32 protein-coding genes are annotated in these 17,591 nt (G+C 67.9%); all 32 read right to left on the reverse strand.

Translation table 11 applies throughout. The annotated features are described in order from the left end of the window. Positions 1-77: 77 nt before the first annotated feature. A complete protein-coding gene (locus HUW46_RS15420; RefSeq protein ID WP_215547933.1) occupies positions 78-1,151 on the reverse strand; it encodes a DNA-directed RNA polymerase subunit alpha in 1,074 nt (357 codons plus the stop codon). A 115-nt stretch (positions 1,152-1,266) separates the two neighbouring features. Further along, positions 1,267-1,872 (reverse strand): 30S ribosomal protein S4, encoded by a 606-nt coding sequence (gene rpsD, locus HUW46_RS15425; protein ID WP_215547934.1) that lies wholly within the window; start codon positions 1,870-1,872, stop codon positions 1,267-1,269. Positions 1,873-1,895: 23 nt separating this feature from the next. Beyond that, complete coding sequence (gene rpsK, locus HUW46_RS15430; protein ID WP_091505007.1) at positions 1,896-2,300, reverse strand: 30S ribosomal protein S11; 405 nt, start codon at positions 2,298-2,300, stop codon at positions 1,896-1,898. Positions 2,301-2,318: 18 nt separating this feature from the next. After that, positions 2,319-2,516 (reverse strand): hypothetical protein, encoded by a 198-nt coding sequence (locus HUW46_RS15435; RefSeq protein WP_215547935.1) that lies wholly within the window; start codon positions 2,514-2,516, stop codon positions 2,319-2,321. Then, entirely contained in the window at positions 2,513-2,893 is a 381-nt protein-coding gene (rpsM, locus tag HUW46_RS15440; protein ID WP_215547936.1) for a 30S ribosomal protein S13, read from the reverse strand. Before rpsM ends, HUW46_RS15435 begins: the two co-directional genes overlap by 4 nt. Before the next feature lie 204 nt (positions 2,894-3,097). Beyond that, the gene (gene rpmJ, locus HUW46_RS15445; RefSeq protein WP_004558882.1) at positions 3,098-3,211 is read right to left on the reverse strand and encodes a 50S ribosomal protein L36; all 114 of its coding nucleotides are present in this window, start codon (positions 3,209-3,211) and stop codon (positions 3,098-3,100) included. A 40-nt stretch (positions 3,212-3,251) separates the two neighbouring features. After that, positions 3,252-3,473, reverse strand: coding sequence for a translation initiation factor IF-1 (infA, locus tag HUW46_RS15450; protein WP_009948665.1), 222 nt, complete (start codon positions 3,471-3,473; stop codon positions 3,252-3,254). Positions 3,474-3,791: 318 nt separating this feature from the next. Then, on the reverse strand, positions 3,792-4,574 hold the full coding sequence (map, locus tag HUW46_RS15455) for a type I methionyl aminopeptidase (RefSeq protein WP_215547937.1): 783 nt from the start codon (positions 4,572-4,574) through the stop codon (positions 3,792-3,794). Positions 4,575-4,618: 44 nt separating this feature from the next. After that, entirely contained in the window at positions 4,619-5,173 is a 555-nt protein-coding gene (locus HUW46_RS15460; protein WP_215547938.1) for an adenylate kinase, read from the reverse strand. Next, positions 5,170-6,480 (reverse strand): preprotein translocase subunit SecY, encoded by a 1,311-nt coding sequence (secY, locus tag HUW46_RS15465; protein WP_215549893.1) that lies wholly within the window; start codon positions 6,478-6,480, stop codon positions 5,170-5,172. Before secY ends, HUW46_RS15460 begins: the two co-directional genes overlap by 4 nt. Positions 6,481-6,676: 196 nt before the next feature. After that, on the reverse strand, positions 6,677-7,303 hold the full coding sequence (locus HUW46_RS15470; protein ID WP_215547939.1) for a LysE family translocator: 627 nt from the start codon (positions 7,301-7,303) through the stop codon (positions 6,677-6,679). A gap of 61 nt (positions 7,304-7,364) precedes the next feature. Continuing rightward, on the reverse strand, positions 7,365-8,078 hold the full coding sequence (locus tag HUW46_RS15475) for a hypothetical protein (RefSeq protein WP_215547940.1): 714 nt from the start codon (positions 8,076-8,078) through the stop codon (positions 7,365-7,367). A 174-nt stretch (positions 8,079-8,252) separates the two neighbouring features. After that, positions 8,253-8,699 carry a 50S ribosomal protein L15 gene (rplO, locus tag HUW46_RS15480; protein ID WP_215547941.1) on the reverse strand — a complete coding sequence of 149 codons (447 nt, stop codon included), beginning with the start codon at positions 8,697-8,699 and terminating at the stop codon, positions 8,253-8,255. Further along, positions 8,696-8,881 (reverse strand): 50S ribosomal protein L30, encoded by a 186-nt coding sequence (gene rpmD, locus HUW46_RS15485; RefSeq protein ID WP_209664025.1) that lies wholly within the window; start codon positions 8,879-8,881, stop codon positions 8,696-8,698. Before rpmD ends, rplO begins: the two co-directional genes overlap by 4 nt. A gap of 2 nt (positions 8,882-8,883) precedes the next feature. Further along, the gene (gene rpsE, locus HUW46_RS15490) at positions 8,884-9,534 is read right to left on the reverse strand and encodes a 30S ribosomal protein S5 (RefSeq protein WP_215547942.1); all 651 of its coding nucleotides are present in this window, start codon (positions 9,532-9,534) and stop codon (positions 8,884-8,886) included. A gap of 31 nt (positions 9,535-9,565) precedes the next feature. Then, the gene (gene rplR / locus HUW46_RS15495; protein ID WP_254126200.1) at positions 9,566-9,967 is read right to left on the reverse strand and encodes a 50S ribosomal protein L18; all 402 of its coding nucleotides are present in this window, start codon (positions 9,965-9,967) and stop codon (positions 9,566-9,568) included. A 2-nt stretch (positions 9,968-9,969) separates the two neighbouring features. Beyond that, the gene (rplF, locus tag HUW46_RS15500; RefSeq protein ID WP_215547943.1) at positions 9,970-10,506 is read right to left on the reverse strand and encodes a 50S ribosomal protein L6; all 537 of its coding nucleotides are present in this window, start codon (positions 10,504-10,506) and stop codon (positions 9,970-9,972) included. Positions 10,507-10,521: 15 nt separating this feature from the next. Beyond that, positions 10,522-10,920, reverse strand: a complete 399-nt coding sequence (gene rpsH / locus HUW46_RS15505) for a 30S ribosomal protein S8 (RefSeq protein ID WP_215547944.1) — start codon at positions 10,918-10,920, stop codon at positions 10,522-10,524. Between the two features lie 74 nt (positions 10,921-10,994). Further along, complete coding sequence (locus HUW46_RS15510) at positions 10,995-11,180, reverse strand: type Z 30S ribosomal protein S14 (RefSeq protein ID WP_215547945.1); 186 nt, start codon at positions 11,178-11,180, stop codon at positions 10,995-10,997. Between the two features lie 4 nt (positions 11,181-11,184). Continuing rightward, positions 11,185-11,748, reverse strand: coding sequence for a 50S ribosomal protein L5 (gene rplE / locus HUW46_RS15515; RefSeq protein WP_215547946.1), 564 nt, complete (start codon positions 11,746-11,748; stop codon positions 11,185-11,187). Then, entirely contained in the window at positions 11,748-12,062 is a 315-nt protein-coding gene (gene rplX, locus HUW46_RS15520; RefSeq protein ID WP_215547947.1) for a 50S ribosomal protein L24, read from the reverse strand. The genes rplE and rplX overlap by 1 nt, the downstream gene beginning before the upstream one ends. Then, the gene (rplN, locus tag HUW46_RS15525; RefSeq protein ID WP_004558867.1) at positions 12,063-12,431 is read right to left on the reverse strand and encodes a 50S ribosomal protein L14; all 369 of its coding nucleotides are present in this window, start codon (positions 12,429-12,431) and stop codon (positions 12,063-12,065) included. Between the two features lie 79 nt (positions 12,432-12,510). Next, on the reverse strand, positions 12,511-12,816 hold the full coding sequence (gene rpsQ, locus HUW46_RS15530; RefSeq protein ID WP_215547948.1) for a 30S ribosomal protein S17: 306 nt from the start codon (positions 12,814-12,816) through the stop codon (positions 12,511-12,513). Further along, a complete protein-coding gene (rpmC, locus tag HUW46_RS15535; protein WP_215547949.1) occupies positions 12,813-13,064 on the reverse strand; it encodes a 50S ribosomal protein L29 in 252 nt (83 codons plus the stop codon). Before rpmC ends, rpsQ begins: the two co-directional genes overlap by 4 nt. Beyond that, positions 13,064-13,483 (reverse strand): 50S ribosomal protein L16, encoded by a 420-nt coding sequence (gene rplP / locus HUW46_RS15540; protein WP_215547950.1) that lies wholly within the window; start codon positions 13,481-13,483, stop codon positions 13,064-13,066. Before rplP ends, rpmC begins: the two co-directional genes overlap by 1 nt. 1 nt (position 13,484) lies before the next feature. Further along, positions 13,485-14,336, reverse strand: coding sequence for a 30S ribosomal protein S3 (gene rpsC / locus HUW46_RS15545; RefSeq protein ID WP_215547951.1), 852 nt, complete (start codon positions 14,334-14,336; stop codon positions 13,485-13,487). After that, a complete protein-coding gene (gene rplV, locus HUW46_RS15550) occupies positions 14,336-14,755 on the reverse strand; it encodes a 50S ribosomal protein L22 (RefSeq protein WP_215547952.1) in 420 nt (139 codons plus the stop codon). The genes rpsC and rplV overlap by 1 nt, the downstream gene beginning before the upstream one ends. A gap of 28 nt (positions 14,756-14,783) precedes the next feature. Further along, a complete protein-coding gene (rpsS, locus tag HUW46_RS15555) occupies positions 14,784-15,065 on the reverse strand; it encodes a 30S ribosomal protein S19 (RefSeq protein WP_153035997.1) in 282 nt (93 codons plus the stop codon). An 18-nt stretch (positions 15,066-15,083) separates the two neighbouring features. Beyond that, complete coding sequence (gene rplB, locus HUW46_RS15560) at positions 15,084-15,917, reverse strand: 50S ribosomal protein L2 (RefSeq protein ID WP_215547953.1); 834 nt, start codon at positions 15,915-15,917, stop codon at positions 15,084-15,086. 15 nt (positions 15,918-15,932) lie between these two features. After that, positions 15,933-16,244, reverse strand: a complete 312-nt coding sequence (gene rplW / locus HUW46_RS15565; RefSeq protein WP_215547954.1) for a 50S ribosomal protein L23 — start codon at positions 16,242-16,244, stop codon at positions 15,933-15,935. Beyond that, positions 16,241-16,930 carry a 50S ribosomal protein L4 gene (gene rplD, locus HUW46_RS15570; RefSeq protein ID WP_215547955.1) on the reverse strand — a complete coding sequence of 230 codons (690 nt, stop codon included), beginning with the start codon at positions 16,928-16,930 and terminating at the stop codon, positions 16,241-16,243. Before rplD ends, rplW begins: the two co-directional genes overlap by 4 nt. Then, the gene (gene rplC, locus HUW46_RS15575; RefSeq protein WP_215547956.1) at positions 16,927-17,583 is read right to left on the reverse strand and encodes a 50S ribosomal protein L3; all 657 of its coding nucleotides are present in this window, start codon (positions 17,581-17,583) and stop codon (positions 16,927-16,929) included. The genes rplD and rplC overlap by 4 nt, the downstream gene beginning before the upstream one ends. Between the last annotated feature and the right edge of the window lie 8 nt (positions 17,584-17,591).

A 17,591-nucleotide genomic window follows, 5' to 3' on the forward strand; every position in this document is an offset into this window, starting at 1 on the left:
TCTCCTCGTTCAGCTGCACAGCTGGAGGCCCGGCCCGCCCACTACGGAAATCCACGTTGGGCGGGCCTTCGCTGGCCTTACAGCTGCTCCGTCTCTGCGTAGTCCTGGCCATCGTCGTGGCCGTTGTCCGAAATGCCGTCCGTGATGCTGTCGACGCCTTCGGACCAGCCTTCACCGTCGTAGCTGGCCGCCGCGGCGGTCGGGTCGAACCCGGGCGGGCTGTCCTTCAGCGCGAGGCCGAGGCCGACGAGCTTGAGCTTGACCTCGTCGATCGACTTCGCACCGAAGTTGCGGATGTCGAGCAGGTCGGCCTCGCTGCGCGAGACCAGCTCGCCGACCGTGTGGATGCCTTCGCGCTTGAGGCAGTTGTAGGACCGGACGGTGAGGTCCAGGTCCTCGATCGGCATCGCGTAGGCGGCGATGGTGTCCGCCTCCTGCGGCGACGGGCCGATCTCGATGCCCTCCGCGTCGACGTTCAGCTCGCGCGCGAGACCGAACAGCTCGACCAGCGTCTTGCCCGCGGACGCGACCGCGTCCCGCGGCGTGATCGACGGCTTGGTCTCGACATCCAGGATCAGCTTGTCGAAGTCGGTGCGCTGCTCGACACGAGTGGCCTCGACCTTGTAGGTCACCTTCAGCACCGGCGAGTAGATCGAGTCGACCGGGATCCGGCCGATCTCGGCGCCGGCCTGCTTGTTCTGCAGGGCCGGGACGTAGCCGCGACCGCGCTCGACGACGAGCTCGATCTCCAGCTTGCCCTTGCCGTTGAGCGAGGCGATGTGGAGGTCCGGGTTGTGCACGGTGACACCGGCGGGCGGGACGATGTCCGCCGCGGTGACCTCACCAGGGCCCTGCTTGCGCAGGTACATGGTGACCGGCTCGTCCTCTTCCGAGGACACGACCAGTTCCTTCAGGTTCAGGATGATGTCGGTGACGTCTTCCTTCACCCCGGGAACGGTGGTGAACTCGTGCAGCACCCCGTCGATCCGGATGCTGGTGACGGCCGCGCCGGGGATCGACGACAGCAACGTGCGCCGGAGCGAGTTGCCGAGCGTGTACCCGAATCCGGGCTCCAGCGGCTCGATGGTGAACCGGGAGCGGGTCTCGTTGACCGTCTCTTCCGCGAGAGCCGGTCGCTGCGAAATCAGCACTTTTCCTTCTCCGTTTCCTGCCGACGCCCGCCATTTGACGTCGAAAGGTGTGGCGAAGCGGCGGCGCACTCTGGGCGCCGCCGCCCGATCTCCCCGGGCTCGCGCCCGGCGGGGATCACTTCGAGTAGAACTCGACGATCAGCTGTTCCTGGACCGGAACCTCGATCTGCGCACGCTCCGGGAGCTGGTGGACCAGCACGCGGAGGTTGGACTGCACGACCTGCAGCCAGGCCGGGATCGGGCGCTCACCGAAGGACTCCTTGGCCACGACGAACGGCAGCGCGTTCAGCGACTTCGGCTTCACGTCGATGATGTCGAACTTCGAGACCTGGAAGCTCGGGACGTTCACCTTCACGCCGTTGACCAGGAAGTGGCCGTGGCTCACCAGCTGGCGGGCCTGACGGCGCGTCCTGGCGATGCCGGCGCGGTAGATCACGTTGTCCAGGCGCGACTCGAGGATCTGCAGCAGGTTCTCACCGGTCTTGCCGGTGCGACGAGCGGCTTCCTTGTAGTAGCGGCTGAACTGGCGCTCGAGCACGCCGTAGGTGTGGCGAGCCTTCTGCTTCTCCTGCAGCTGAAGCAGGTACTCGCTCTCCTTGACCCGGCCGCGGCCGTGCTGGCCGGGCGGGTAGGGGCGACGCTCGAAAGCCTGGTCGCCGCCGATGAGGTCAACCTTGAGGCGACGCGAAATACGCGTCGCGGGGCCGGTGTAACGAGCCATTTCTTCTTACTCCTCCCCGTTCCTCAGACCCGGCGCCGCTTGGGCGGGCGGCAGCCGTTGTGAGGCTGCGGGGTCACGTCCTGGATGGTGCCGACCTCGAGGCCCGCCGCCTGCAGCGAACGGATCGCGGTCTCCCGGCCGGAGCCGGGGCCCTTCACGAACACGTCGACCTTCTTCATGCCGTGCTCGGCGGCCTTGCGGGCGGCGTTCTCGGCGGCCATCTGCGCGGCGAACGGGGTGGACTTCCGCGAGCCCTTGAACCCGACGTGCCCGGAGGACGCCCAGGAAATCACCGCACCGGTCGGGTCGGTGATCGAGACGATGGTGTTGTTGAACGTGCTCTTGATGTGGGCGTGCCCGTGAGCGACGTTCTTCTTTTCCTTGCGCCGGACCTTCTTGGCCCCGGCAGTACGAGACTTCGGTGGCATACTGGGTGTTTCTCCTCGTTAACGCGAGTTCTGCTGGTGATCGGCTGACGCCTCGATCGCTTCGCGCTGACCGCGCCGGATGACTGACCCGGCGTCGGTGTACAGCTGGCGCAGAGCCATCGGGCGGGCGTAGAGCGCCTTGGGCGAGACACACGAAGCCGTGCCACGGCGCTGCCCGCCGCCCATGTGCACGACCTTCTTGCCCCGGAGGCTCACTTCTTGCCAGCCTTCTTCTTGCCGGCGACCGTCTTCTTCGGACCCTTGCGGGTGCGGGCGTTGGTCTTCGTGCGCTGACCGCGGACGGGAAGTCCGCGACGCCAGCGAAGGCCCTCGTAGCACCCGATCTCGATCTTCCGACGGATGTCGGCGTTCACCTCGCGGCGAAGGTCACCCTCGACCTTGAAGTTCTCTTCGATGTGGTCACGCAGCTTGACCAGGTCGTCGTCCGACAGGTCCTTCACCCTGGTGTCCGGGTTCAGTTCCGTCGCGGCGACGAGCTGCTTCGAACGGGTACGGCCGATGCCGTAGATGTAGGTCAGCGCGATCTCCAACCGCTTCTCGCGGGGAAGATCGACGCCAGCGAGTCGTGCCATTGGCGCTGGTACTCCTTCTCGGATCTTCTCTTCAGGTCTGCTCCCCGTCCGGTTCCGGGACCGACTCGCTGTCGTGCCCGCCGCTCGCGCGGCCGGTCTCCCGGCCCCGGCCTGAAGTCCGGGGGTGAACCGGGCCGCTGGGCGGCCCGGCAGGTGCGGGGAGTGCTATTTAGCTGTCAATCCACTCTGAACGAGTGCGCGCGATCAGCCCTGCCGCTGCTTGTGCCGCAGGTTCTCGCAGATCACCATGATCCGGCCGTGCCGGCGGATCACCTTGCACTTGTCGCAGATCTTCTTGACGCTCGGCTGAACCTTCACGTCTCCTGCTCTCCTGCTTTGTGTGCTTCGCTCGCCTTGGTCACTTGTAGCGGTAGACGATGCGACCACGGGACAAGTCGTACGGCGAAAGCTCGACGACGACCCTGTCCTCGGGCAGGATGCGGATGTAGTGCTGCCGCATCTTGCCGCTGATGTGTGCAAGGACCTTGTGGCCGTTCTCCAACTCGACTCGGAACATCGCGTTGGGGAGCGGCTCGATTACGCGGCCTTCGACCTCGATGGCCCCGTCTTTCTTGCCCATGTCCTCCGCGTTTCGTGATTGGTTGAGCGGTGAGTGCTTGCCTGGGTGGTGCTCGGCGCACACGCCTCACCCCGACTCCAATGTCGCGAAGATTCACGAGCGCGCTGGAACCGGCGTGATGAGTACGCCGACTAGACAGTGTACTCACGCCGTGGTGAGCCACCCAAACGGGGGTGACCTGTGGTAGACACCCCGGCTCGACCCAGTCTACGCGCTCGCGAGCGCGGGGCCGCCGCGCGCGTTTAGCGGGCTAAACGTCGTCGGGGACGCGCCAGGGGGTTCGGTGGGGTGGGAAGGGCCTGGCCTGCAGTTAGCGGGCTAAACGTCGTCCGCGGCGGGGGCGGTGAGGACTTGGGGGCCTTCGGCGGTGATGGCGACGGTGTGTTCCCAGTGCGCCGCCCGCGAGCCGTCCGCGGTGACCACGGTCCAGCCGTCGTCCAGCTCGACGGTCTCCCCGCTGCCGCCGGTCAGCATGGGCTCGATCGCGAGCGCCATGCCCGGCTTCAGCTTCGGCCCCTTCCCCGGTTTGCCGACGTTCGGCAGGAACGGGTCCATGTGCATCTCGCGGCCGATGCCGTGCCCGCCGTACTCGACGATCTGCCCGTACTCGATGCCGTTGGCTGCTGAGGAGCGCTCGGCGGAGGTCTGGACGGCGTGCGAGATGTCGGTGAGCTTGGCGCCGACGACCGCGGCGCGAACACCGGCCCACATCGCTTCCTTGGTCGCCTCCGACAGCGCGAGATCGGCGTCGGAGACCTCGCCGATCGCGATCGTCACGGCCGAGTCGCCGTGCCAGCCGTCGAGGATGGCGCCGCAGTCGACGGAGATGAGATCGCCGTCCGCCAGCACCGCCGACCTGGCCGGGATGCCGTGCACGATCTGCTCGTTGACCGAGGCGCAGATCGACGCCGGAAAGCCGTGGTAGCCCTTGAACGACGGCACCGCGTTCGCGTCCCTGATCGTCTGCTCGGCCAGTTCGTCGAGCTCCGCCGTGCTCACGCCGGGCTTCGCCGCCGCGGTCACCAACGCGAGCGTCTTGGCGACGATCAGGCCCGCCGCCCGCATGGCTTCCAGCTCACCGGGCGTCTTGATTTCGATCATGCGGCCGCGACGGAGTACTTGCAGCACACGAAGGCCACCCAGGTTCACGTCCGGTCGCGCAGTGCGGCCAGCACCCGGGAGGAGACCTCGTCCACGTCGCCGACGCCGTCGACCGAAACCAGGATGTCGGCGTAGTACTCCAGCAGGGGCGCCGTTTCCGACACGTAGACCTGCTGGCGGCGGCGGATGACCTCTTCGGTGTCGTCGGCGCGGCCACGCGAAAGCAGGCGGCCGACGACGACGTCCTCGGCGACCTTCAGCTGGATGACCGCGTCGAGCGAGGTGTCCGACTCCGACAGGATCTCGCCGAGCACCTCGGCCTGCTTCGTGTTGCGGGGGAAGCCGTCGAGCAGGAAACCGGCCTTCGCGTCCGGGTCCGCGAGCCGCTCCCGCACCATTTCGTTCGTAACGGAGTCCGGGACCAGTTCGCCGGAGTCCAGGTAGCGCTTCGCTTCCTGGCCCAGCGGCGTCTGGTCGCCGACGTGCGCGCGGAACAGATCGCCGGTCGAGATGTGCGGAACTCGGAGCTGCTCCGAGAGCGCCACCGCCTGAGTGCCTTTGCCCGCGCCTGGCGGGCCCACGAGAACGAGGCGCGTCATCGGAGGAACCCTTCGTAGTTACGCTGCATGAGCTGGCTTTCGATCTGCTTCACGGTGTCGAGGCCGACACCGACCATGATCAGCACCGCGGTACCGCCGAACGGGAAGTTCTGGTTCTGCCCGCCTCCGGTGACGGACAGGAAGAAGTTCGGCAGGATCGCGATGAGACCGAGGTAGATCGAGCCCGGCAGCGTAATCCGCCCCAGGACGAAGCTCAGGTATTCGGCGGTGGGACGCCCCGGCCTGATGCCGGGGATGAAGCCGCCGAACTTCTTCATCTCCTCCGCACGCTCGTCCACGTTGAACGTGATCGTGATGTAGAAGTAGGTGAAGAAGATGATCAGGGCGAAGTACAGCAGGATGTGCACCCAGCTGGACTGGTTCACCAGGTAGGTCTGCAGGAACCGCTGCCACCAGGAGTTGCCGTCCGCGCTGCCGACGAGCTTGCCGATCAGGTCGGGCAGGTACAGCAGCGACGACGCGAAGATGACCGGGATGACACCGGCCTGGTTCACCTTGATCGGCAGGTAGGTCGAAGTGCCCCCGTACATCCGGCGGCCGATCATGCGCTTGGCGTACTGCACCGGGATCCGGCGCTGGCCCTGTTCCACGAAGATGACGCTCGCGATGATCACGAGTCCGAACACGCAGATCAGGGCGAAGACCAGGCCGCCCTTGTTGCTCAGGATGAGCGCGCCTTCGCTGGGGATCCGCGCCGCGATGTTCAGGAAGATCAGCACCGACATGCCGTTGCCGACGCCGCGCTCGGTGATCAGCTCGCCCAGCCACATCATGACCGCGGTGCCCGCGGTCATCGCGATGACGACGATGGCCATCGCGTAGACGCTGTTGTCCGGGAGGATCGGCTGGTCGCAGTTCGGGAAGAGCTGCTTGCGGTCCGCCAGCGCGACGACGCCGGTGGCCTGCAGGATCGCCAGCGCGATCGTCAGGTACCGGGTGTACTGCGTCAGCTTGTTCTGGCCGGACTGGCCTTCCTTCTTGAGCTCCTCGAAACGAGGGATCACCACGGTGAGCAGCTGAACGATGATGCTCGCGGTGATGTAGGGCATGATGCCGGTCGAGAAGATCGACAACTGCAGGAGCGCCCCGCCGCTGAACAGGTTCAGCAGGGAGTAGATGCCTTGGTCGTCGCTGCCCTGCGCTTGGCACGCCTGCACGTTCACATAGGAAACCCCGGGCGCTGGAATGACGGCACCGATTCGGTAGACCGTCACGATCAACAGCGTGAACAGGATCTTCTTGCGCAGATCCGGCGTCGCGAGAGCCGAGCGGAAGGCGCTGAGCACGCGGGGGACCTCCTCGGCGTCACCGGCGATCGCGCCGGTGATCGGCTTGGCCGGCACGGGACCGGCAGGAACACAACATCGCTGGCGGACAAGCCAGGAACGCTTCGGGGCACACTCGTCCCGAAGCGTGTCGCCGACTCTAACAGCATCGGACGGCGCGTCCGCAGGGCATGCGGGTTTTCCCGACGGACGTCGGTTACCCGGCGGTCGAACCGGCGAGCGCGCCCGCCATCCCGAGTAGCACGACACCGGTGCCGCGGTCGAGATTGCGCCTCGCGCGTCGGCTCAGCCTCGCCGCCTTCACCCCGGCGCCCACCGCGATGTATCCGATACCGGCGACGGACTCGGCGAGCAGATAAACCGCGCCGAGCAGCGCGACCTGCCACGGCACCGGGCCGTGCGCCGGGTCGATGAACTGCGGCACGAACGCGGTGAAGATCAGGACCGCCTTGGGGTTCGTGATGGCGACCAGGAACTCCTTGCGCGCGATCTGCCAGCCGTTTCGCCGCGGCTCCTCGTCGGCGGCGGGCACCGGAGTGCCGTCGCACCTTGCCGTCCACAGGATCCGCGCGGCGAGCCAGACCAGGTACGCGACGCCTGCCCATTTGATGATCGTGAGCGCGAGTTCGGATGCGGCGAGCAGCTGACCGAGACCGGCGGCGACCGCGACGATCATGAGGACGAACGCGGCGAGGCGGCCGCCCAACCCGGCGAGGCCCCGCGTGATGCCGTAGCGCATGCCGTGGTGCAGCCCCAGGAGGTTGTTCGCGCCGGGCGTAACCGCGAGGAGCAGCGCGGCACCGAAGAACAGCAGGATCCCCATCGGCCACCTCCAGGCCCGTCAGCCTACGGCCGCCCGCGACGTTTAGCCCGCTAAACGCAGCTCAGGCGGGCGGGCTGGGTGGGCGCCACTGGGTGTCGTCGTCGGCTGGCTTCGGTTCGCCGGTGAGCGGGTCGACGACCGGGACGCCGTGCCGCGGCGTGCTGACGTCGTGCACCACCACCTCGGGCTCCGGACCGGCGGGCTCGACGCGCTCCGGCAGGAACGCCAGCACGGCAGCCGCGATCGACGCGACCACGCCCACCGCGACGAGCCAGAAGCCGACGTCGGGCGTGATCGCCACGCCTGCCGCTCCCAGCAGTCCCGACCAGCCGATCCCCTGCATCGCGACCGTGACGGCGGTGCCGGTCAGGAAGGCCGCGCCGGCGACCACGAGGATCTTGCCCACCGGCACCGACTTCGGCTCCGGCGCACGGGACCGCAGCACCAGCACGGCGGCGAACAGCAGGAGGATGGCGGCGAGCACCAGCGGGTAGCCGATCGGCGCCACGGGGCCGAGGCCGCCGGCGGAGCGGCTCGCGGCGCTCCCGCCCAGTTCGATCGCCCACCCGGTGATCGACAGGCTGAACCCGCGGCCGCCGAACGACGAGGCGAAGCCGCCCGAGAACAACGTCAGGAACGAGCCCGCCACCGCGACGACAGCGGCCAGCGCGGCTAGCACGGCCACCACGAGCTGGCGCGGCGAGACCACCGGCGAAGGTGCCGTGCCGGGCTCGCCGTCAGCCGGTGGGGGCGGAGGGACCTGGGGATCAGTCACGGGGGAATCCTCGCAGCCCTGGTGCCCCGCCTCCTCGCAGGGGCGGGCACCCGCGACGTTTAGCCCGCTAAACGCAGGCCGGGCCCGGGACGCGGGGTGCGTTTAGCGGGCTAAACGTCGTCCGGACAGCAGAACGGCCCGTGGGGGCCACGGGCCGTTCTGGTGGGGTGGTGCTCAGTTGGTGGTGGCGGAGCCACCGGCGGCGGCGAGCTTCTCCTTGGCCGAGGCCGAGAAGGCGTCCGCGGTGACGTCCAGCTTGACGCCGTTGACGTCACCGTTGCCGAGAACCTTGACGAGCTTGCCCTTGCGGACGAGGCCGCGGTCGGCGAGCTCCTCCGGGCCGACCTTGCCACCGTCGGCGAAGACGCGGGCGATGTCGCCCACGTTCACCGGCTGGTACTCGGTGCGGAACCGGTTCTTGAAGCCGCGCAGCTTCGGCAGCCGCATGTGGATGGGCATCTGCCCACCCTCGAAACCGGCGGGCACGTTCTTGCGGGCCTTGGTGCCCTTCGTGCCGCGACCGGCGGTCTTGCCCTTGGAGCCCTCACCACGACCGACGCGGATCTTGTCCTGCTTCGATCCCGGTGCCGGCCGCAAGTGGTGGATCTTGATGGCCGTCATGACTTGACCTCCTCGACCTCCACCAGGTGCCGCACCGCGTGGATCAGGCCGCGGACCTGGGGAGTGTCTTCACGCACCACGGACTGCCGGATCTTGCGCAGCCCGAGGGTGCGCAGCGATTCGCGGTGGTTGTGCTTGGTGCCGATCTTGCTCTTGACCTGGGTGACCTTCAGCTGAGCCACGGTCAGACCCCCTGTCCGGCGCGCTGACGCAGCATCCGGGCCGGAGCCACGTCCTCGAGCGGCAGGCCACGGCGGGCCGCGACCTCTTCGGGGCGCTGCAGCCCCTTCAGGGCCGCGACGGTCGCGTGCACGATGTTGATCGCGTTGTCCGAGCCGAGCGACTTGGACAGCACGTCGTGCACGCCCGCGCACTCCAGCACCGCGCGCACCGGGCCACCGGCGATGACACCGGTACCGGCGCTGGCCGGGCGGAGCAGCACGACGCCCGCGGCGTCCTCACCCTGGATGGGGTGCGGGATGGTGCCGGCGATGCGGGGAACGCGGAAGAAGTTCTTCTTCGCTTCCTCGACACCCTTGGCGATGGCCGCGGGAACTTCCTTGGCCTTGCCGTAGCCGACGCCGACCTGGCCGTCGCCGTCGCCGACGACCACCAGCGCGGTGAAGCTGAACCGGCGGCCACCCTTGACCACCTTGGCGACGCGGTTGATCGCCACTACGCGCTCGAGGTGCGGGGTCTTCTCCTGGCCGGCCCCGCCACGACCGCCGTCGCGACGGTCGCGGCCGCCACCGCGACGGTCATTGCGGTCGTTGCCGCCCTGTCCGCCGCCGGGGCCGCCCTGTCCGCCGCCGAATTGCCGTGTACGTCCCGGCATCAGGCTTTCCTTCCATTGACCAGCATGTGCATCAGAATTCCAACCCCGCCTCGCGGGCGGCGTCGGCCAGCGCGGCGATCCGGCCGTGGTAGGCGTTGCCGCCACGGTCGAACACCACCGCGGTGACGCCCGCGCTCTTGGCGCGGGCCGCGACCAGTTCGCCGACCTTCGCGGCCTTGGCCTTCTTGTCGCCGTCGAGGGCCCGCACGTCCGCTTCCAGGGTCGACGCCGACGCCAGGGTGTGCCCGGCAAGGTCGTCGATCAGCTGGACCGCGATGTGCCGCGAGGACCGCTTGACCACAAGCCGGGGCCGCTGCGAGGTCCCGCTGATCTTCTTGCGGAGCCGGAAGTGGCGACGGGCCTTCGCAACGCGGCGCCGCGTCGAGACGTCCTTGCCGATCGGCTTGCGCTTCGTCGTAGTCGTGTCGCTCATGATCACTTACCCGTCTTTCCGACCTTGCGACGGATGCGCTCACCCTCGTACCGCAGGCCCTTGCCCTTGTAGGGGTCGGGGCGCCGCAGCTTGCGGATGACGGCGGCCGTCTGGCCGACCTTCTGCTTGTCGATGCCGGACACCGAGAACCGGGTCGGGCTCTCCACCTTGAAGGTGATGCCCTCGGGCGCCTCGATCTTGACCGGGTGGCTGTAGCCGAGCGCGAACTCGAGGTCCGAGCCCTTGGCCTGCACGCGGTAACCGACGCCGTGGATCTCGAGCTTCTTCTCGTACCCGTCGGTCACGCCGACGACGAGGTTGTTCACCAGGGTGCGGCTCAGGCCGTGCAGCGCGCGGCTGGTCCGCTCGTCGTCGGGCCGGTTCACCGTGAGCGTGCCGTCAGCGAACTCGACGGTGATCGGCTCGGCGACCGTGTGCTCCAGGGTGCCCTTGGGACCCTTGACCTGGACGTGCTGGCCGTCGATCTTCACCTCGACCCCGGCGGGGACGGTGATCGGCAGTTTTCCGATACGTGACATACCTAATCCCCTCCCTTACCAGACGTAGGCGAGGACTTCGCCGCCCACGCCGTTGCGCTTGGCCTGACGGTCGGTCTGGAGGCCGGAGGACGTCGAGATGATCGCGACGCCGAGGCCACCGAGAACGTTCGGCAGGTCGGTCGATTTTGCGTAGACCCGGAGGCCGGGCTTGGACACCCGGCGGAGGCCCGCGATGCTGCGCTCACGGTTCCGGCCGTACTTCAGCTCGACGATGAGGTTCTTGTGCTTCTCGCCCGGCTCGTCGCGGTACCCCGCGATGTAGCCCTCGCGCTTGAGGATCTCGGCGATGTTCGCCTTGATCTTCGAGTGGGGAAGCACGACCTCGTCGTGGTACGCCGAGTTCGCGTTGCGCAGACGGGTCAAGAAGTCTGCGATGGGGTCGGTCATCGTCATGGTGACCTGTCAACCTTTCTCGCCCTGGTTCCCCCTGCGGAGGCCTGTGGCGATCTGTGGAGTTGGTACGAGCCTTACCAGCTGGACTTGCTGACGCCGGGCAGTTCGCCCGCGTGCGCCATCTCGCGGAGGCACACCCGGCAGAGTCCGAACTTGCGGAACACCGAGTGCGGCCTGCCGCACCGCTGGCAACGGGTGTAGCCACGCACCTTGAACTTCGGCGTCTTCGCGGCCTTGTGGATCAGCGCTTTCTTGGCCATCTGCTCAGTTCTCCTTGAACGGGAAGCCGAGCTTGCGGAGCAGCGCGCGGCCCTCGTCGTCGGTGGTGGCGGTGGTGACAACGGTGACGTCCATGCCGCGCGGGCGGTCGATGGCGTCGGGGTCGATCTCGTGGAACATGGACTGCTCGTTGAGACCGAAGGTGTAGTTGCCGTTTCCGTCGAACTGCTTCGGCGAAAGGCCGCGGAAGTCGCGGATACGCGGCAGCGCGATGGTCAGCAGCCGGTCGAGGAACTCCCACATCCGGTCGCCGCGCAGCGTGGTGCGGGCGCCGATGGGCTGGCCCTCGCGCAGCTTGAACTGCGCGATGGACTTGCGGGCCTTGCGGACCTCCGGCTTCTGCCCGGTGATGGTGGACAGGTCGCGGATGGCGCCCTCGATGAGCTTGCTGTCACGGGCGGCGTCACCGACACCCATGTTCACGACGACCTTCACCACACCGGGGATCTGGTGCACGTTGGCGTAGCTGAACTCCTTCTGGAGCTCACCCGCGATCTCCTCGCGGTACCGGGTCTTCAACCGCGGCACGATCTTCTCGGTGGTGGTCATCAGATGTCCTTACCGTTCCTGCGCGAGACGCGAACCTTCTTGCCGTCCTCGCCGATGCGGTAACCCACGCGGGCCGGCTTGCCGTCGGAGTCGACGACCTGCACGTTCGACACGTGGATGGGCGCTTCCTGGGTGACGATGCCCCCGGACTGCGCACCACGCTGGGTCTGGCTGATCCGGGTGTGCTTCTTGATCCGGTTCACGCCCTCGACGAGCACGCGCTCGCGGTCGGGGTAGGCCTGGATGACCTTGCCCTTGGCGCCCTTGTCCTTGCCGGCGATGACGACGACCGTGTCGCCCTTCTTCACCTTCACTTACAACACCTCCGGCGCGAGCGAAATGATCTTCATGAACTTTCGGTCGCGCAGCTCGCGGCCCACCGGGCCGAAGATGCGGGTGCCCCGGGGCTCGTTGTCGTTCTTGATGAGCACGGCGGCGTTCTCGTCGAACCGGATGTAGGAGCCATCCGGACGACGACGCTCCTTCACCGTGCGGACGATGACGGCCTTGACGACGTCGCCCTTCTTCACCCCGGCGGCCGGGATGGCGTCCTTCACGGTGGCGACGATGATGTCGCCGATGCCGGCGTAGCGCCGCCCCGAACCGCCGAGCACGCGGATGCAGAGGATCTCCTTGGCACCCGTGTTGTCGGCGACTCGCAGTCGCGACTCCTGCTGGATCACGTCAACTCCTGGTATGTCACGCCGGTTCTGGGCGCATGCCCAGCCTTGCGGAACTGAAGAGAACCTTGCGGCCCTCTGCTTACTTGGCCTTCTCCACGATCCGCACCAGGCGCCAGCGCTTGGTCGCGGACAGCGGCCGGGTCTCCATGAGGATCACGCGGTCGCCGACGCCGGCGACGTTCTCCTCGTCGTGCGCCTTCACCTTGCTGGTGCTGCGAAGGACCTTCGCGTAGCGCGCGTGCTTCTTGCGGTTCTCGAGCTCGACCACGATCGTCTTGCTCATCTTGTCCGAGACGACGAGGCCCTCGCGGACCTTCCGGTAGTTGCGGCCAGAATCGGACTTCTGGACCGGCTGCTTCGCGAGCTCTTCGGTCTGCTCACTCATGCCGCACCCTCACTCTCGGCGTCGTCGGGGGAAACGGACAGCCCGAGTTCGCGCTCCCGCATCACGGTGTAGATCCGCGCGATGTCCGTGCGGACGGTGCGCAGCCTGCGGTTGTTGTCCAGCTGCCCGGTGGCCATCTGGAACCGGAGGTTGAACAGCTCCTCCTTGGATTCCTTCAAGCGCAGCACGAGCTCTTCCGCAGTGAGCTCACGAAGTTCTGACGCCGCGACGCCTGCTGCTTTCGCCATCAGAACTCACCACCTTCACGGGTCACGATTCGGCACTTCATCGGCAGCTTGTGGATCGCGCGGCGCAGGGCCTCGCGTGCCGTCTCTTCGTTCGAGAAGCTGAGCTCGAACATGACGCGGCCGGGCTTGACGTTGGCGATCCACCACTCGGGCGAACCCTTACCGGAACCCATGCGGGTTTCGGCGGGCTTCTTGGTGAGCGGCCGGTCGGGGAAGATGTTGATCCAGATCTTCCCGCCACGCTTGATGTGCCGGGTCATCGCGATACGAGCGGACTCGATCTGCCGGTTGGTCACGTAGCTGTGTTCAAGCGCCTGGATGCCGTACTCGCCGAACGTCACCTGGGTGCCGCCCTTGGCGGCGCCGGCACGCTTCGGGGAGTGCTGCTTGCGGTGCTTGACCCTCCGTGGGATGAGCACGTCAGCCCTCCGTCTTCTCTGCCGCGTTACCTGCGGCGGCCTCAGGCGCCGGGGAGGTCGCGGCCTCATCGGTCTTCGCCGCCGCGGCGGCCCGACCGGCTTCGGTCGAGGTCGCCGTGGTGCCCGACGCGCCGGAGCGGCGCGGACGGGACGGGCGGTCGCGGTCACGACGCGGGGCGCGCTCGGCGGCCGCGGCGGCGTCACGCGCCTCCTTGGCCTTGAGCCCGCCGACGATGTCGCCCTTGTAGATCCACACCTTCACGCCGATGCGGCCGAACGTCGTCTTGGCCTCGAAGAAGCCGTAGTCGATGTCGGCGCGCAGCGTGTGCAGCGGGACGCGGCCATCGCGGTAGTGCTCGGAACGGGACATCTCGGCGCCGCCGAGACGACCGCCGCACTGCACGCGGATGCCCTTGACCTGCGGCGACCGCATGGACGTCTGCAGGGCCTTGCGCATCGCACGGCGGAACGCCACGCGGTTGGACAGCTGCTCCGCGACACCCTGCGCGACGAGCTGGGCGTCGGCCTCGGGGTTCTTGACCTCGAGGATGTTCAGCTGGACCTGCTTCTTGGTCAGCTTCTCCAGCGCGCCGCGGATCCGGTCGGCCTCCGCGCCGCGACGGCCGATCACGATGCCGGGACGCGCGGTGTGGATGTCGACGCGGACGCGGTCACGGGTGCGCTCGATCTCGACCTTGGAGATGCCGGCGCGCTCCATGCCGGTGGAGAGCAGCTTGCGGATCTTGACGTCCTCGGCCACGTACTCCGCGTACTGCTTGTCGGCGTACCAGCGCGACTTCCAGTCCGTGGTGATTCCCAGGCGGAAGCCGTGCGGGTTGATCTTCTGGCCCACTACCGGCCACCTGCCTTCTTCTTGCCGGTCTTCTTCGTCTCTGCCGGGCGCGACTCGACCACCACGGTGATGTGGCTCGTCCGCTTGCGGATCCGGTACGCACGGCCCTGGGCGCGCGGGCGGATCCGCTTGAGGGTCGGGCCCTCGTCGGCGGTCGCGTTGCGCACCCAGAGGGTGTCCGGGTCGAGGTCGAGGTTGTTCTCGGCGTTGGCCGCGGCACTGGCGATGACCTTGGCGAGCTGTTCGCTGGCCGCCTGCGGGGCGAACCGGAGCACGGCCAAGGCCTCGCTGACGCTACGACCCTTGACGAGCTCGATCACCCGGCGCACCTTGGTCGGCGAGTCCCGGACGAAGCGAGCCCGCGCGACGGCGGTCGGCAGCTCTTCTGCCGTAGCCGTGGCGTTGTTCTGGGCGTTCATCTGCTTCCCTTAACTTTCTCGTGCCCGCTCAGCGGCGGCGCGACTTGCGGTCGTCCTTGATGTGGCCCTTGAAGGTCCGCGTCGGGGCGAACTCGCCCAGCTTGTGACCCACCATCGCCTCGGTGACGAACACCGGGACGTGCTTGCGGCCGTCGTGCACCGCGATCGTGTGGCCGAGGAAGTCCGGGATGATCGTGGACCGGCGGGACCAGGTCTTGATCACGGTCTTCTTGTTGGCCTCGTTGAGAGCGTCCACCTTCTTGAGCAGGTGGTCGTCCACGAAGGGGCCCTTTTTCAGGCTGCGTGGCATGTGCTTCTACCTCCCTGCTCAGCGCTTCTTGCCGGTACGCCGGCGGCGGACGATCAGTTGGTCACTCGGCTTGCGGCGGCGGGTGCGGCCCTCCGGCTTGCCGTTCGGGTTGACCGGGTGGCGGCCACCGGAGGTCTTCCCTTCACCACCACCGTGCGGGTGGTCGACCGGGTTCATCACGACACCGCGGACGGTGGGGCGCTTGCCCCGCCAGCGGTTACGCCCGGCCTTGCCCCAGTTGATGTTGGAGTGCTCGGAGTTGCCGACCTCGCCGATGGTGGCGCGGTTGCGCACGTCCACGTTGCGGATCTCGCCCGAGGGCATCCGCAGCTGGGCGTACGGGCCGTCCTTGGCGACGAGCTGCACGCGGGCACCGGCGGACCGGGCGATCTTCGCGCCGCCGCCGGGGCGGAGCTCGATCGCGTGGATCACGGTGCCGACCGGGATGTTGCGCAGCGGCAGGTTGTTGCCCGGCTTGATGTCGGCGCGGGGGCCGCTCTCCACCCGGTCGCCCTGCTTGAGCTTCTCCGGCGCGATGATGTAGCGCTTCTCGCCGTCGGCGTAGTGCAGCAGCGCGATACGGGCCGACCGGTTGGGGTCGTACTCGATGTGCGCGACCTTGGCAGGCACGCCGTCCTTGTCGTTGCGGCGGAAGTCGATCAGCCGGTACGCCCGCTTGTGACCGCCACCCTTGTGCCGGGTGGTGATCTTGCCGGAAGCGTTACGGCCACCGCTGCCGCTCAGCGGACGCAGCAGCGACTTCTCCGGCGTCGACCGAGTGATCTCGGCGAAGTCGGAAACGCTCGAACCGCGACGACCCGGGGTCGTCGGCTTGTACTTGCGAATACCCATTGTCTGCTCAGTCCCTTACGCGGCGGGTCCGCCGAAGATCTCGATCGGCTTGCTGTCGGCGGACAGCGTCACGACGGCGCGCTTGGTGTCCTTGCGCTTGCCGAAGCCGTAGCGGGTGCGCTTGCGCTTGCCCTGGCGGTTCAGCGTGTTCACGCTGACCACCTTGACGCCGAAGACCTGCTCGACCGCGATCTTGATCTGGGTCTTGTTGGCGTCAGGGCGAACGACGAACGTGTACTTGTTGTCTTCGAGCAGTCCGTAGGACTTCTCGGAGATCACCGGCGCGAGCAAGATGTCGCGGGGGTTCGGAATGGCGACCGCACTCACTGCTCGTCACTCCCTTCGGAAACCTCGCTCGACCGCGCGGAAGCCTTCGCGCCCTTGCCCCGCGAGGGGCCGGCGAGGAAGGCGTCGAGCGCGCTCTTGGTGAACACCACGTCGTCGTTGACCAGCACGTCGTACGTGTTGAGCTGGTCCGGCGTGATGAGGTGCACGTACTCGAGGTTCCGCGCGGAGCGCCAGCCGAGCTCGTCGTCGCGGTGCAGCACCACGAGAACGCGCTTGGCCTGCGTCACCGCGGTGAGCGCCTGCTTCACCGACTTCGTGGACGGCTTCTCGCCGGACACGAGCTCGGAGAGGACGTGCAGCTGGCCGGCACGGGCCCGGTCGGAGAGGGCACCGCGCAGGGCGGCGGCCTTCATCTTCTTCGGGGTCCGCTGGGTGTAGTCGCGCGGCGTCGGGCCGTGGACGGTGCCACCGCCGACGAACTGCGGCGCGCGGGTCGAGCCCTGGCGGGCGCGGCCGGTGCCCTTCTGGCGGTACGGCTTCTTGCCACCACCGGACACCTCGCCGCGGGTCTTCGTGTCGTGCGTGCCCTGGCGCGCGGCGGCCAGCTGGGCCACCACGACCTGGTGCATCAGCGGCACGTTGGCCTGCACGTCGAAGATCTCCGCGGGGAGCTCGACGGTGCCGTCCGCGGCACCAGCCGGGGTCTTCACGTCGATGCTGCTCATTCGGTCACACCACCCTTCGCGGCGCTGCGGACGAAGAGGAGTCCGCCCTTGGGGCCGGGCACGGCGCCCTTGATCAGGAGCAGGCCCTCGTCCGCGCGCACGTCGTGGACCTTGAGGCCCTGCGTGGTGACGCGGTCGTTGCCCATCCGGCCCGCCATGCGCAGGCCCTTGAACACGCGGCCGGGGGTGGCGCAGCCGCCGATCGAACCCGGCTTGCGGTGCACGGCCTGCGCACCGTGGCTGGCGCCCTGGCCCTTGAAGCCGTGGCGCTTCATGACACCGGCGTAGCCCTTGCCCTTGCTGGTGCCGGTCACGTCGACCTCGGCGCCCGCGGCGAACACCTCGGCGGTGATCTCCTGGCCGACCTCGTAGGTCTCGGCGTCGGTCGTCCGCAGCTCGGCGAGGAACCGGCGCGGGGTCACCCCGGCCTTGTCGAAGTGCCCGGTGCGCGGCTTGTTCACGCGGCGCGGGTCAACGGCGCCGAAAGCCAGCTGCACGGCCACGTAGCCGTCCTTGTCCTGGGTGCGAACCTGGGTCACCACGTTCGGCCCGGCCTTCACGACGGTCACCGGCACGATCCGGTTGTTCTCGTCGAAGACCTGGGTCATGCCGAGCTTGGTGCCCAGGATGCCCTTCATTTGCCTGTCAGACATGAGTCTCT

Origin of the sequence: Amycolatopsis sp. CA-230715 (assembly GCF_018736145.1) — a bacterium.
In the GTDB taxonomy this organism is placed as follows: domain Bacteria; phylum Actinomycetota; class Actinomycetes; order Mycobacteriales; family Pseudonocardiaceae; genus Amycolatopsis.

Coding starts and splice junctions, on each gene's coding strand:
- rpsD (WP_215547934.1), bottom strand. CDS start 1,872: ATGGCTCGTTACACCGGCCCCGCGACGCGTATTTCGCGTCGCCTCAAG.
- rpsK (WP_091505007.1), bottom strand. CDS start 2,300: ATGCCACCGAAGTCTCGTACTGCCGGGGCCAAGAAGGTCCGGCGCAAG.
- rpsM (WP_215547936.1), bottom strand. CDS start 2,893: ATGGCACGACTCGCTGGCGTCGATCTTCCCCGCGAGAAGCGGTTGGAG.
- infA (WP_009948665.1), bottom strand. CDS start 3,473: ATGGGCAAGAAAGACGGGGCCATCGAGGTCGAAGGCCGCGTAATCGAG.
- map (WP_215547937.1), bottom strand. CDS start 4,574: ATGATCGAAATCAAGACGCCCGGTGAGCTGGAAGCCATGCGGGCGGCG.
- HUW46_RS15460 (WP_215547938.1), bottom strand. CDS start 5,173: ATGACGCGCCTCGTTCTCGTGGGCCCGCCAGGCGCGGGCAAAGGCACT.
- HUW46_RS15470 (WP_215547939.1), bottom strand. CDS start 7,303: ATGGGGATCCTGCTGTTCTTCGGTGCCGCGCTGCTCCTCGCGGTTACG.
- rplO (WP_215547941.1), bottom strand. CDS start 8,699: ATGACGGCCATCAAGATCCACCACTTGCGGCCGGCACCGGGATCGAAG.
- rpsE (WP_215547942.1), bottom strand. CDS start 9,534: ATGCCGGGACGTACACGGCAATTCGGCGGCGGACAGGGCGGCCCCGGC.
- rplR (WP_254126200.1), bottom strand. CDS start 9,967: ATGAGCGACACGACTACGACGAAGCGCAAGCCGATCGGCAAGGACGTC.
- rplF (WP_215547943.1), bottom strand. CDS start 10,506: ATGTCACGTATCGGAAAACTGCCGATCACCGTCCCCGCCGGGGTCGAG.
- rpsH (WP_215547944.1), bottom strand. CDS start 10,920: ATGACGATGACCGACCCCATCGCAGACTTCTTGACCCGTCTGCGCAAC.
- HUW46_RS15510 (WP_215547945.1), bottom strand. CDS start 11,180: ATGGCCAAGAAAGCGCTGATCCACAAGGCCGCGAAGACGCCGAAGTTC.
- rplE (WP_215547946.1), bottom strand. CDS start 11,748: ATGACCACCACCGAGAAGATCGTGCCGCGGTTGAAGACCCGGTACCGC.
- rpsQ (WP_215547948.1), bottom strand. CDS start 12,816: ATGAGTGAGCAGACCGAAGAGCTCGCGAAGCAGCCGGTCCAGAAGTCC.
- rpmC (WP_215547949.1), bottom strand. CDS start 13,064: ATGGCGAAAGCAGCAGGCGTCGCGGCGTCAGAACTTCGTGAGCTCACT.
- rplV (WP_215547952.1), bottom strand. CDS start 14,755: ATGAACGCCCAGAACAACGCCACGGCTACGGCAGAAGAGCTGCCGACC.
- rpsS (WP_153035997.1), bottom strand. CDS start 15,065: ATGCCACGCAGCCTGAAAAAGGGCCCCTTCGTGGACGACCACCTGCTC.
- rplB (WP_215547953.1), bottom strand. CDS start 15,917: ATGGGTATTCGCAAGTACAAGCCGACGACCCCGGGTCGTCGCGGTTCG.
- rplD (WP_215547955.1), bottom strand. CDS start 16,930: ATGAGCAGCATCGACGTGAAGACCCCGGCTGGTGCCGCGGACGGCACC.
- rplC (WP_215547956.1), bottom strand. CDS start 17,583: ATGTCTGACAGGCAAATGAAGGGCATCCTGGGCACCAAGCTCGGCATG.